Here is a 12633-nt window from a genome sequence, read left to right as displayed (position 1 = left end):
TGTGACGGATGCCGGCATCAGCTTCCTCGATATCCTGATCGCGATCCTCGCCCCGGGCTTCGTCGTCGGAGCGGTCGTCGGCGGCACGGGCTGGTTTCTCTTCGTGGGCCGGCACTGGTGGCTTGGCGTCGTATTGGGCGCGATCGCCGGAACGGCGATCTGGTATGCCTGGCTGCGCTTGATTTGAAACAGGACGGATCGAACCGTGTCCGAAGTTGAACCAGGCGGAATGCAGTTCGCGCTCGTAGTCCTGGTCTTCGGCCTGCCCTGGCTGCTGGGCGGTGCGGTGGCCGGCGCGGTACTCTGGCATGTGACATGGCGGCGGCGCTGGTGGCTCGGCGCGCTGATCGGGGCCTTCCTCGGCGCGACCACCGGCTTCTTCGCGATGATGCCGTAGCCGGGAGGGGCTGGCCTATAGGCGCGGCTCTATGGTCCGCGGCGGCCCCGGCGGTATCAGGTCGGGGGATCGGCAATCGGAAGCCCTGAGCGTTTTCTGTCAGGACGTGGAACGGGAGATTATAAAATGGATCATCCGAAACTGATCGTGTTCGTGAAGTTCAAATCGCCCCTGAATCTGGATGAGGTAACCGCGGTCGCCAAGGATAGGGCCGACGAGTTCCGGGCGCTTTCCGGGCTGATACAGAAATATTACGTCCAGGATGCGGTGTCGGGCGAGTTTGGCGGGGTTTATCTGTGGGAGTCCCCGGAGGCCTTCGACGAATACCGTCAATCCGAACTCCGGGCGAGCATCGGCACCGCCTATCAGACGATCGGCGAGCCGCGTGTCGAGGTGCTGAAGGTGATCATGCCGCTTCGGGACGCCGTGTAGGCGACGCGAAAAGGGCGAAAGGATCACCGCGTCCGTTCGGATCGAGCGCCCTTGCGCGTTTGCGCCGACCTAACGCTCTCTTGCCGCCGTCACGGCGTCCGGCGCCAGGTCCCGGCGGTGACCGGAAACTTCCCGGCCGGCATCCTTCGGCAACATCAGGAACAGGATCACCGAGGCCGCCGTCGCCAGGCCCACGACCACGAAAGCAGCGGTGAAGTCGGTAATCGCGAGCGCCCCACCGCCGCGGCTCACGCGCGACAGCTCCAGCGAGATCGCCGCCACGGAAATGCCGACCGAGAGCGAAAGCTGCTGCACGACGCTCGTCATCGAGGTCGCCCGGCTCATGCGGTTCGGCTCGATATCGGCGATGGCCAGGCTGTTGGCACTTGTGAACTGCAGCGAACGGAAAAACCCGCCGATCAGCAGGACCAGCGTGAAGATCAGGACCGGCGTCGACAGGGTGAAGGTGGCCGGCAGGCCGATGAAGATCGCGCAGATGATCCCGTTGACGATGAGGATGGTGCGGAACCCGAGGCGGCGCAGCACCGGCGGCGCCACGAACTTCATGGCGATCGCCCCGATCGCCGCGGCAAACGTCGTCAGACCCGACTGGAATGGCGACAGCCCGTAGATAACCTGCAGGAGCAGCGGGATCAGGAACGGCGTCGCCCCGACGCCGACGCGGAACAGCCCGCCGCCGAGCACGGCGATCCGGTAGGTCGGGATCGTGAACAGGCCAAGATCGAGGATCGGCGCCGACGCCCGCCGGGCGTGGAAATAGTAGGCGATCAGCAGCGCCGATCCGATTCCCAGCATCGACCAGATTGCCGCCGCCGGCAGCACCTGCAGGCCGAGGTTGGTGCCGCCCGAGACGACCAGCGCCAGCCCGACGCCCGACAGCACGAACCCGAGCGTGTCGAACCTGGTGCGCGTCTCGCCGCGCACGTCGGGGATGTACAGGGTCGCGAAGACAAGGCCGATCAGACCGATCGGCACGTTCACCCAAAAGATCCAGCGCCACGTCAGATAGGTGGTGATGAACCCGCCCAGCGGCGGGCCGAGCAATGGTCCCGTCAGCGCCGGTACCGTCAGCCAGGCCATGTAGCCAATCAGCTCGGATTTCGGGATCGTGCGCATGATCACGAGCCGGCCGACCGGCACCATCATCGCTCCGCCCATTCCTTGCACGACGCGCGCGATGACGATCTCGGTAATCGACGAGGACAGCCCGCAGGCGATCGACCCCAGCGTGAACACGACGATCGCCATGCGGAAGACGATACGCGCCCCGAACGTGTCGGCGAACCAGCCACTTGCCGGAATGAACACCGCGAGGCTGATCAGATAGGAGGTCAGCGCCACCTTGAGCTGAATCGGATCCTCGCCGAAATCGAGGGCTATCGCTGGCAGGGCCGTGGAGAGAACCGTCGCATCGAGGTTCTCCATGAACAGGGCGCAGGCAACGACGAGAAGGACGATGGTACGGTTTTGCATGAGGCGATGAGAGGTACCAGAGCGCGCCGGCACTGGCGAGGCCGGCCGTCGGGACCGGCCCTGCGCGGGCCGCATAGCGGCGTGCCCGTCGCCCCCCCCCCCCCGCGCCTGTCCGCGCGAAACGTCTTCGGCGGTTGCCGCCGACAGCGAGGCCGGGGAAGGCCGCGCCTTCGCGGCTCGTCCCCGGTTTGGCCTGCCGTTGGTCGAGCCTAGATCAGCGCTTGATCCTGATGTTCAGCCCTTCGAGATTGATCGAAAAGTCCACGCCCATCTGCGTGCCGATCACTTCGATGGTGGTGCCGTTGGCGTTGACCATCACCGCCGCCTTGCCGCCGGCCGCAACCGCGAGCCCGGCACCGGCCGCCGAGAACACGCCCTCGATATCCTCCGGGCGGTTGATGTTGCGCACGTTGCCTTCCAGCATTGCCTTCGACAGTGCGAGCTGCCAGCCCGCGCTGATCCCCCCGATCGAGAGGGGATAGGACTTTCCGTCGAAAATGAGCGTGCCCTTCCCGCCGGACGCGCCGACGATGAAGGCAGCCTTCACGATCTCCATCTTGATCTTGCCGGATCCCGCATTCGCCCCGGGAACACCGGCCAGCAAACCGGTCATCAGGACCGCAATCGCGGCTGCTACGCCAAGTCCACGCCGTCTCGCCATAAAAAATCTCCTTAGAATCAGAATATGGATCGCAGCCAACGTACTAATTTCCATTGGCGCAGGAACTTGCTTTCTCCAATCGGGAGCGTCGCGCGCCACGCAAGGTTTCACGGGCGACCTTGCCACCGTGGTAACGGTACCCGGATTATCTGGTATAGGATCGACCCTGCTTCGGCCTTCGTGGCCGCGTGTGGAGTGCGTACAGGCGCATCAGGAGCGTTCCATGACGAGATATTTTCCCATATTCGCGCTGACGGCGGTCGCCGCGTCGCTGTCGGTTTTCGCGCCCGCGGTCGCCCAGTCCGGCGACGACTCCGAAGCCGCCCTGATCGTCGCAACGCAGCTTCGCGCGCAAGGCTACGATTGCGTCGATCCGCACAAGGCGGAACGCGACCAGTCCGCCTCCACGCCCGGCGAAGAGGCCTGGATCGTAACCTGCGACAACGCCACCTACCGCGTGAAGCTCGTCCCCGATCAGGCCGCCAAGGTCGAACGGATCGACTGATCGGCCGGTAATCCCGGAGACCCGGAATTCTCGAGGCCGGGAATTCTGGAGGCCTGGAATTCTGGAGACGGCGGCCAGCTGCGCCATATACCGGGTCGGGCGGGCCAGAGCGTCCGCCGCAAAACCGGGAGAAGACGATGAGCTGGTTGCCCGACAAGGATCCTGTGCTCGGAGATCCGCGATCCTGCGATGCCCTCGATCTGGTGATCGTCCCGCGCGTCCGTGACATCGGCGGCTTCAATGTCCGGCGCGCCTTGCCACACGGCCGGCGGCAGATGGTCGGTCCGTTCATCTTCTTCGACCAGATGGGCCCGGCGCAGTTCCTGGCCGGTCAGGGCATGGATGTGCGGCCGCACCCCCATATCGGCCTGGCCACGGTCACCTATCTGTTCGACGGCCGCGTCATGCATCGCGACAGCGAAGGCAACGCGCTGGAGATCACGCCCGGGGCGATGAACCTGATGACCGCCGGGCGCGGCATTGTCCATTCCGAGCGCACGCCGGTCGAGACGCGCGCGGCGGGTGGCGGCATGTTCGGCATCCAGAGCTGGATCGCGCTTCCCGAGGCGCATGAGGAGACCGATCCATCCTTTCAGCATTTCGATGACGCCAGTCTACCCGTCGTGGAAGACGGTGGCGTCCGGGCGCGCGTGATCGCGGGCAGGGCCTTCGGCCGGACCTCGCCGGTCGGCATGCTGTCGGATTGGCTCTACGCCGAGGTGATGCTCGACGATGGCGCGAGCGCGCCACTCGATCCCGATCACGAGGAGCGCGGCATCTACGTGGTGACCGGCACCGTCGAGGTCGCGGGCGAGCGCTTCGAGGGACCGCGCCTGCTGATATTCCGTCCCGGCGACCGCATTACGGTAACGGCGGTCGGGCCGGCGCATCTGATGTTCCTCGGGGGCACGGCGATGGAAGGCCCGCGCTACATCTGGTGGAACTTCGTGTCCTCCCGCAAGGAACGCATCGAGGAGGCGAAGGAGGACTGGAAGACGGGCCGTTTCAAGCAGGTTCCGGAGGAAACGGAGTTCATCCCGCTGCCGGAACGCTAGTCAGTCCCCGTCACTGTGTTAAGAATCGCTGGAGACCGTTGAGTGGGGAGGAACGCGATGCCGGTCGGACTGGTGTTGAGTATCATTGCCGCGGATCGGCCCGGTCTGGTGCAGATCCTGTCGGAAGCGGTGGCGGCCCACGGCGGAAACTGGATCGACAGTTCCATGGCGCGTCTCGGCGGCGAATTCGCCGGCATCGTGCTGGTCGAGGTTCCCGAGGGCTCGGTGGCGGGACTGGAAGCCGCGCTTGCCGTGCTCGGCGAACGGGGCATCAGCGTTACCGCGAAGCGATCCGACGGCACCGTGGCACCGGCGGGCCACGCCGCGCTCCTGGAGCTGACCGGCGGCGATCATCCCGGTATCGTCCGCGATATTTCGGCGGCGCTGGCCAGGCACGGCGCCAGCATCGACGAACTGGAGACCCATGTCTTTACCGGCTCCATGTCGGGCGAAGCGCTGTTTCAGGCCAAGGCGCGGATTCTCATCCCCGAAAAACTCAGCACCGACCGGCTGCGGGAGGACCTCGAGGATATCGCGCAGGACGTCATGGTCGATATTGTATTGAAGGATGCCGACTAGGGATCGGCATTGGGGGAGGGGCCAGTGATCAGTCTCAAGACGTTTTATGACGAGCATCCGATCAACGAAGCGGAGATCCTCCGCAAACTCGAAGCCGAGGGTATCGGTCGCGCCGATATGCGCCCCGAGGACCTGTCCCGATACGATCAGGACCACTATGGCGGGCTTCCCGCCACCGATGCCCTGGTCAAGGTCATGGGGATCGAGCCCGGCATGCGGGTGCTCGACATCTGTTCCGGCCTCGGCGGTACCAGCCGCTATCTCGCCTATCGCTATGGCGCGACCGTGCTCGGCGTCGACATCAACGAGTCGCGCGTGGACGGTGCAACGCGCCTGACCGAGTTGGTCGGTCTCGACGACAAGGTGAGCTTCCAGGTCGGCGATGCGGCGCAACTCGACTTCGACGAGGGCAGTTTCGACAGGGCGATCAGCCAGGAGTCGTTTCTGCACGTTGCCGACAAGGAAGCGGTCTTCGCCGGCTGCCTTCACATACTCAAGCCGGAAGGCGTCTTCGGGTTCACCGACTGGATCGCCACGGAGAAGCTGAGCGACGAGGCCCGCAAGACCATCGCAGAGACTTTCGCGGCGCCGCGCCTGATCGGCTTCGGCGACTACGGCGCGATGCTGGAGGCCGCCGGATTCGTCGCGGTTCGGGCCGAGAACGTTTCCGACGAATGGCGTGAGATCCTGAAGGAACGGCTGGAGATGTTCCGGTCGCTCGAACAGGAGACCGTCGCCCGTTTCGGCCGCGAGCGCTTCGACACCTATATCCGCAACTACGAGTTCTTCGTGGAGCAGATCGCCGCCGGCGCGCTCGGGGGAGGGCGCTTCGTCGCCAGGAAGCACTAGCCGCGGGGCGGTTTCCGCCGGCTGAGTGCGGCTCGACCGATCACCTTTGCGCGACCGGCTGTGCGACCGGTGCGGGAATCCGGTATGGATGTGCCCCCGTTGCCCCGGACCGGTCCGGGTCTCGACACGTAGAGGCGCCATGCAGCCGATCGTTTCCATCTCGAACCTGTCCAAGACCTATGCGTCTGGCTTCCAGGCGCTGAAAGCGATCGATCTGGATATCGTCTCCGGAGAGATCTTCGCTCTGCTGGGCCCCAACGGCGCCGGCAAGACGACATTGATTTCGATCGTCTGCGGTCTGGTCACGGCCAGCGACGGAACCGTCACCGCCGGCGGCCATGATATCGTCCGCGATTATCGTGCCGCCCGCTCGCTGATCGGCCTTGTGCCGCAGGAACTGACTACCGACGCCTTCGAGACGGTGTGGGCGACCGTCAATCTCAGCCGCGGGCTGTTCGGGAAGCGAAAGGATCACACCCTTGTCGAGAAGCTGCTGAAGCAGCTCTCGCTCTGGGATAAGAAGGACCAGAAGATCGTCACCCTGTCCGGCGGCATGAAGCGACGGCTGATGATCGCCAAGGCGCTCGCGCACGAGCCGCGCATCCTGTTCCTCGACGAGCCGACGGCCGGCGTCGACGTCGAGCTGCGCCGGGACATGTGGGATCTGGTTCGCGGCCTGCGCGACGACGGCGTCACCGTGATCCTGACGACGCATTACATCGAGGAAGCCGAGGAGATGGCCGACCGCATCGGCGTCATCAACAACGGCGAGCTGATCCTGGTCGAGGACAAGAACGAGCTGATGCGCAAGCTCGGCCGGAAGGCGCTGACCCTGCATCTGCACGAGCCGCTCGACGCGGTTCCGGAGGGGCTCGGCACGTATGCCCTCGAATTGTCCGGCGACGGCACCGAGTTGACCTACACCTACGACACGCAGGGCGAGCGAACCGGCATCACGGCATTGCTGACCGATCTGTCCGCCGCCAATATCCGTTTCCGTGACCTGCACACCGAGCAGAGCTCACTGGAAGAGATTTTCGTCAACCTAGTGAGCGACTCGCGATGAACCTCCTGGCCGTCCGTGCGATCTACGCCTACGAGATGCACCGCACCTGGCGCACGCTCTGGCAGAGCGTCGTCGCCCCGGTCGTCTCGACGTCCCTCTATTTCGTGGTCTTCGGCGCGGCCATCGGCACGCGCATCAGCGAGATCGACGGCATCAGCTACGGCGCGTTCATCGTGCCGGGCCTGATCATGCTGTCGTTGCTGACCCAGTCGATCACCAACGCGGCGTTCGGCATCTATTTCCCGAAGTTCGTCGGCACGATCTACGAGGTGATGTCGGCGCCGGTCTCCTATTTCGAGATCGTCATCGGCTATGTCGGCGCGTCGGCGACCAAATCGATGATCCTCGGACTGATCATCCTGGCGACATCCACCCTGTTCGTGCCGCTGCGCATCGAGCACCCGATGTGGATGCTCGCGTTCATGATCATGACAGCGTTCACCTTTTCGCTGTTCGGCTTCATCATCGGCATCTTGTCAGGCAGTTTCGAGCAGCTTCAGATCGTGCCGCTGCTGATCATCACGCCGCTGACGTTCCTTGGCGGCAGCTTCTACTCGATCAACATGCTGCCGCCGTTCTGGCAGCAGGTGTCGCTGGCCAACCCGGTCGTCTATCTGGTCTCGGGTTTCCGCTGGAGCTTCTACGAACATTCCGACGTCGGCATCGGCGTCAGCCTGGCGATGACGCTGGGGTTCCTGGCGATTTGCCTGGGGCTCGTGGCCTGGATCTTCAGGACGGGATACCGCCTGAAGACGTGAAGGTGCGGCGCGGGAGGGGGACTCGGGATGTCCATCCCCGCTTCCCCTGCCGTCATCGTCGTGCTAATGACCCGCGCCAATCTTTTTCCTTAGACCGCGAGTCGCTGGTTGGGGCCTGAAATGCCCATCGGCGGCGTATTCGCATATCCGGGAGTTGGCGATGACCGATCCGAAAGCCCTGACCCTCGATTCGGCGTTAGGGCCGATCGCGCTCACCTTTGACGATGTTCTGCTGAAACCCGCTCATTCCGAGGTGATGCCGGGCGAGGTCGACACCTCGACGCGGCTGACCAAGTCGATCTCCCTCAACATCCCGATCGTGTCCTCGGCGATGGACACGGTCACCGAGTCCCGCCTCGCCATCGCCATGGCCCAGGCCGGCGGCATCGGCGTCATCCACAGGAACCTCGATCCCGATCTGCAGGCCGAGGAGGTCCGTCAGGTCAAGAAGTTCGAGTCCGGCATGGTGGTGAACCCGGTCACGGTCACCCCGCAGGAAACGTTGTCCCAGGCGCTCGACACGATGAGCCGCCACGGCATATCCGGCATTCCCGTCGTTGAGCGTAACGCCAACGGCGAGCAGACCCGTCTGGTCGGCATCCTGACCAACCGCGACGTCCGCTTCGCCACCAATCCCGACCAGCCGGTCTCCGAACTGATGACCAAGGAAAATCTGGTCACGGTGCGCGACACCGTCAATCAGGAGGAAGCCAAGAAGCTCCTGCACCAGCATCGCATCGAGAAGTTGCTGGTCGTCGACGAGGACTATCGCTGCGTCGGCCTGATCACGGTGAAGGACATCGAGAAGGCCCGCCTGCATCCGAACGCGGTGAAGGACGAGCAGGGCCGTCTGCGCGTCGCCGCCGCCACCACGGTGGGCGACGACGGCTACGCTCGCTCGGAAATGCTGATCGATGCGGGCGTCGACGTCGTTGTTGTCGACACCGCCCACGGCCATTCCCAGCGCGTGCTCGACATGGTCAGCCGCATCAAGCGTCTGTCCAACGCGGTGCAGGTGGTCGCCGGCAACGTCGCCACCGCCGAGGGCACCCAGGCGCTGATCGACGCCGGCGCGGACGCCATCAAGGTCGGCATCGGCCCGGGCTCGATCTGCACCACGCGGATCGTCGCCGGCGTCGGCGTGCCGCAGCTTTCGGCCATCCTCGAGTCGGTGGAAGTCGCCCGCAAGGCCGACATCCCGGTCATCGCCGACGGCGGCATCAAGTATTCCGGCGATCTCGCCAAGGCCATCGCCGCGGGTGCCGAATGCTGCATGGTCGGCTCCCTCTTCGCCGGCACCGACGAAAGCCCCGGAGAGGTGTTCCTGTACCAGGGCCGCTCCTACAAGGCGTATCGCGGCATGGGCTCCGTCGGCGCGATGGCGCGCGGCTCCGCCGACCGCTACTTCCAGCAGGAGGTGAAGGACACGCTGAAGCTGGTTCCAGAGGGCGTCGAGGGCCAGGTTCCCTACCGCGGCCCGCTCGCCAGCGTCCTGCACCAGCTTGTCGGCGGCTTGCGCGCCGCAATGGGCTACACCGGCTCCAAGTCGATCATCGACTTCCACCGGCGCGCCCAGTTCATCCGCATCTCCCCGTCGGCGCTGCGCGAGAGCCACGCCCACGACGTGACGATCACGCGGGAGAGCCCGAACTATCCGGGCGGGATGTAGGCAACCGCTGGCACGATCCCCTGCCCGAAGAGGGCGGGGGGAACGTCGCAGGTTCGGGAGCTGCCGCCTATCGGACCCGCATCAGTTCGCCCGCGGTGCTTGGGTCGCGCACCGGCCAGCGGCCATGCTCGACCTGCGCCAGGAAGTCGGCGACGATCGCGTTGAACCATGCCTGCTCTTCCAGGTTGACCGCGTGCCCGGTCTTGGGCAGCACCGCGAGCCCGGCCGTCGGCATGATCCGCTTCAGGAACAGGCTCGGCTTGACGCAGTGATCGTCCTCGTCGCCGACGACGAGGAGGGTGGGCACGTCGAGGGCTGCGAACTGCGTCTCGAAATCGTAGAGCGAGGGGCGCGTCGCCTGATAGCCGCGCATCGTATTCGCCGATCCCTTCGCCGAATGTTCCGCGAGCTGGCGGGAGAACTCCTCGAACCCGCGCGGATCCTTATCAGCCAGCGTCTGGCGCGTTGCCGCCGCGCCGTAGACCGCGGCGAAGGCCTGCATCCCCTTTTCCTCGATCAGGTCGGCGGTCAGAAGGGCCTCCCGCTTGAAGCGGGCGTGATAGTCCGGCTCGGACCCGGCCCCCGCGCCGGCGGCGACGAGCGACAGCGCGCGGGCCGGATAGGTCAGGCCGAAATGCAGCGTCGCGATGCCGCCCATCGACAGGCCGACCACATGGGCCTTGTCGATCCTCAGCCCGTCCAGAACGTCGCGGATGTCATCGACGACGCGCCGCTGACTGTAGGCAGACACGTCCTCCGGCACGTCGGACGGCAGGTAGCCCCGCGCCGAATAGGCGATGCAGCGGTAGCGGCGCGAAAAGTAGCGCACCTGCGGCGCCCAGCTCCGGTGATCGCCGGCGAATTCGTGCACGAACACGATAGGGTCGCCCTGTCCCGTGTCCTCGACATGGAGCGTGACGCCGTCGATTGTCGTGATGCGCCCCATGGCGGCTCTCCTGTGGATGCGGGGCCGCATGACACCGTTTTCGCCGCGGTGCCGTCAAGTTGCCGTGTTGGCGATGCCGGATGCGATTGACCGCGACGCGCGAACGTGGTCAGGACGACCGCAGAGGTCTCTCGGCCGACGCCGTCGTCGGAACGACGGGACTGAAAAAACAGGAACCGGACTCCGCCATGCCGCTCAACACCGCGTTGATCCTTCTGGCCGCGCTCGCCCAGATGGCGCTGACATTCGCGGTCTATTTCGTGATGGTCCGCGGCCGTGTTTCGGCGGTCAAGGCGAAGCAGGTGCGCGCGTCGCAATACGACCTCGTCGAAGGCGAGCCGCCGCATCTCGCGCGCGTCACCAACAGTGTACGCAGCCAGTTCGAGTTGCCGGTGCTGTTCTACGCGCTGGTGCTGATGCTGGTGGCCATCAACCGGGTGACGATGCTCGATGTCGTCCTCGCGTGGGCCTTCGTCGGCCTGCGCGTCGTCCACTTCATCGCCCACACGAAAGGACAGAACGTGGCCGTGCGCATGCGGGTGTTCGCGCTTGGGATGCTGGTGGTGGCGGCGCTCGCCGTCCATGCCCTGCTCATCGTGCTTGGAGAGATGTTGTCATGAAGCACGGTGGTATCGTTGCCGCGGCGATCGAGGTCCTCGCCGACATCGAGACCAATCACCGCCCGGCGTCCGCGGCGCTCACGGCCTGGGCCGTCTCGCATCGGTTCGCCGGGTCGGGCGACCGGTCCGCGATCGGCAATCTCGTCTTCGACGCCCTGCGCAACCGCGCGTCGATCGCCTGGCGGATGGGCGCCGATACGCCGCGCGCGCTGGCGATCGGGGCCTATGCGCAGTGCTGGGGCGTCGGGATAGATCGGCTCGACGTCGCCTTCGCCGCCGACCGGCATTCGCCCGAACCCCTGACCGATGCCGAGAAGATCGCGCTGAGGACCGGAAGCCTCGATGATGCGCCGGACTGGGTGAAGGGCGACTATCCCGAATGGCTCGATCCGGCTTTCGCGGCGGCGTTCGACGGCCAGGCGGCGGAGGAGGGCGCGGCGCTCGCCATCCGCGCGCCCGTGGATCTGCGCACCAACACGCTGAAATCGACCCGTGACAAGGTGATGAAGGACCTGTCGCGCTTCGAGCCGGCCGAAACGCCGTTGTCACCGATCGGCATCCGTCTGCAGCCCGGGACCGGGCCGGGTCGGTCGCCGAATGTCCAGTCCGAGGCCGCCTTTCGCAAGGGCCGGTTCGAGGTCCAGGACGAAGGCTCGCAGCTCGCCGCCTACCTCACCGGTGCGGCGCCCGGCCAGCAGGTCGCCGACGTCTGCGCCGGGGCCGGCGGCAAGACGCTGGCGCTGGCCGCCCTTACCGGGAACAAGGGCCAGATCTATGCCTGGGACGGCGACCGGCACCGGCTCGCCGGCATTCACGAGCGCCTGCAGCGCGCTGGCGCCCGCAACGTTCAGGTGCGCGAGGCCGGGAAGTCGGACGCGCTTGCGGATCTTGCCGGCAAGATGGACGTCGTGCTGGTCGACGCGCCCTGCACCGGTACGGGCACATGGCGCCGACGGCCCGACGCCAAGTGGCGGGTGAGCGAGAAGGCGCTGGAGGACCGCACGGCCGACCAGGATGCCGTCCTGGCCTTGGCCGCGCCGCTGGTGAAGCCCGGCGGGCGGCTCGTCTACGTCACCTGTTCGGTGCTGCCGCAGGAGAACGACGCCCGGGTCGCCGCGTTCGTCGCCGCCGAACCGGCCTTCGCGCCGCTCGAACCCGCGGTTTTCGTGGCGGCCACGCTGCTGCCCGACGAGACCAAGGCGCGCCTGGCCGACCCCGCGCTTGCGACTAGACACGGCCTGCAGCTCACCCCGCTGCGCACCGGTACCGACGGGTTCTACGTCTCGGTGCTCGAACGGCGGTGAGCGGCGCGCGCCGCCCGCTCCAATTCGAGCAGACCCGATTCGGGCAACGCCCGAACCGGTTTGTCAGCGTTTCGACCTAAGCGTCGAAAACGACTCGCGAATATGCCGCTCAGCACTGCGAGGGGGCGGGCCACCTGTTGCATCCCTGACCGAGTTCCGGGCCCTGCCAGGAACTGTACGGATGGACGCCGTAGCTCGAATCAGTAGTGCAGGCGGCGGTGAGACCGGAGGCCACCAGGATTGCCGCGACAGCGGATATCCGCAAACCAGTCCTGACGATACGCACTTGAACCTCCTC

15 protein-coding genes are annotated in these 12633 nt (G+C 65.8%); 12 read left to right on the top strand and 3 right to left on the bottom strand.

Going from position 1 to position 12633, the window contains the following annotated elements; all coding sequences use genetic code 11:
- Position 1 precedes the first annotated feature (1 nt).
- From MUB46_RS03680 to MUB46_RS03670, 3 genes are all read left to right on the top strand, one after another.
- On the top strand, positions 2-187 hold the full coding sequence (locus tag MUB46_RS03680; protein ID WP_261614528.1) for a hypothetical protein: 186 nt from the start codon (positions 2-4) through the stop codon (positions 185-187).
- A gap of 18 nt (positions 188-205) precedes the next feature.
- Positions 206-397: a hypothetical protein gene (locus MUB46_RS03675; RefSeq protein ID WP_261614527.1), complete on the top strand. Its 192-nt coding sequence runs from the start codon at positions 206-208 to the stop codon at positions 395-397.
- A 126-nt stretch (positions 398-523) separates the two neighbouring features.
- Positions 524-829 (top strand): YdhR family protein, encoded by a 306-nt coding sequence (locus MUB46_RS03670; RefSeq protein ID WP_261614526.1) that lies wholly within the window; start codon positions 524-526, stop codon positions 827-829.
- A gap of 69 nt (positions 830-898) precedes the next feature.
- On the opposite strand, the gene MUB46_RS03665 is transcribed toward MUB46_RS03670, so the two are convergent.
- Together MUB46_RS03665 and MUB46_RS03660 are read right to left on the bottom strand one after the other, a co-directional pair.
- Positions 899-2323, bottom strand: coding sequence for a DHA2 family efflux MFS transporter permease subunit (locus tag MUB46_RS03665; protein WP_261614525.1), 1425 nt, complete (start codon positions 2321-2323; stop codon positions 899-901).
- A gap of 214 nt (positions 2324-2537) precedes the next feature.
- Complete coding sequence (locus MUB46_RS03660) at positions 2538-2984, bottom strand: hypothetical protein (protein WP_261614524.1); 447 nt, start codon at positions 2982-2984, stop codon at positions 2538-2540.
- 223 nt (positions 2985-3207) lie between these two features.
- On the opposite strand from MUB46_RS03660, the gene MUB46_RS03655 reads away from it, so the two are divergent.
- The 7 genes from MUB46_RS03655 (at position 3208) to guaB (ending at position 9465) form a co-directional block, all read left to right on the top strand.
- The gene (locus MUB46_RS03655) at positions 3208-3489 is read left to right on the top strand and encodes a hypothetical protein (protein WP_261614523.1); all 282 of its coding nucleotides are present in this window, start codon (positions 3208-3210) and stop codon (positions 3487-3489) included.
- 137 nt (positions 3490-3626) lie between these two features.
- Positions 3627-4544 carry a pirin family protein gene (locus tag MUB46_RS03650; protein WP_261614522.1) on the top strand — a complete coding sequence of 306 codons (918 nt, stop codon included), beginning with the start codon at positions 3627-3629 and terminating at the stop codon, positions 4542-4544.
- A 57-nt stretch (positions 4545-4601) separates the two neighbouring features.
- Positions 4602-5123, top strand: a complete 522-nt coding sequence (locus tag MUB46_RS03645) for a glycine cleavage system transcriptional repressor (protein WP_261614521.1) — start codon at positions 4602-4604, stop codon at positions 5121-5123.
- 24 nt (positions 5124-5147) lie between these two features.
- Positions 5148-5972, top strand: a complete 825-nt coding sequence (locus tag MUB46_RS03640) for a methyltransferase domain-containing protein (protein ID WP_261614520.1) — start codon at positions 5148-5150, stop codon at positions 5970-5972.
- A 139-nt stretch (positions 5973-6111) separates the two neighbouring features.
- Positions 6112-7038, top strand: coding sequence for an ABC transporter ATP-binding protein (locus MUB46_RS03635; protein ID WP_261614519.1), 927 nt, complete (start codon positions 6112-6114; stop codon positions 7036-7038).
- Complete coding sequence (locus tag MUB46_RS03630) at positions 7035-7796, top strand: ABC transporter permease (protein ID WP_261614518.1); 762 nt, start codon at positions 7035-7037, stop codon at positions 7794-7796. Before MUB46_RS03635 ends, MUB46_RS03630 begins: the two co-directional genes overlap by 4 nt.
- A gap of 160 nt (positions 7797-7956) precedes the next feature.
- The gene (gene guaB / locus MUB46_RS03625; protein WP_261614517.1) at positions 7957-9465 is read left to right on the top strand and encodes an IMP dehydrogenase; all 1509 of its coding nucleotides are present in this window, start codon (positions 7957-7959) and stop codon (positions 9463-9465) included.
- A 67-nt stretch (positions 9466-9532) separates the two neighbouring features.
- Here guaB and MUB46_RS03620 read toward each other — a convergent pair whose 3' ends face one another.
- The gene (locus tag MUB46_RS03620) at positions 9533-10411 is read right to left on the bottom strand and encodes an alpha/beta fold hydrolase (RefSeq protein WP_261614516.1); all 879 of its coding nucleotides are present in this window, start codon (positions 10409-10411) and stop codon (positions 9533-9535) included.
- A gap of 80 nt (positions 10412-10491) precedes the next feature.
- Between MUB46_RS03620 and MUB46_RS03615 the strand changes: the two genes are divergently transcribed.
- The gene (locus MUB46_RS03615; RefSeq protein WP_261614515.1) at positions 10492-11031 is read left to right on the top strand and encodes an MAPEG family protein; all 540 of its coding nucleotides are present in this window, start codon (positions 10492-10494) and stop codon (positions 11029-11031) included.
- Positions 11028-12335 (top strand): RsmB/NOP family class I SAM-dependent RNA methyltransferase, encoded by a 1308-nt coding sequence (locus tag MUB46_RS03610; RefSeq protein ID WP_261614514.1) that lies wholly within the window; start codon positions 11028-11030, stop codon positions 12333-12335. Before MUB46_RS03615 ends, MUB46_RS03610 begins: the two co-directional genes overlap by 4 nt.
- Positions 12336-12633: the final 298 nt, after the last annotated feature.

It is taken from the genome of Microbaculum marinisediminis, assembly GCF_025397915.1.
Classification (GTDB): Bacteria; Pseudomonadota; Alphaproteobacteria; order Rhizobiales; family Tepidamorphaceae; genus Microbaculum; species Microbaculum marinisediminis.
Note: the sequence above shows the minus strand (reverse complement) of the source record. Positions and strands in the feature narration are given on the sequence as shown.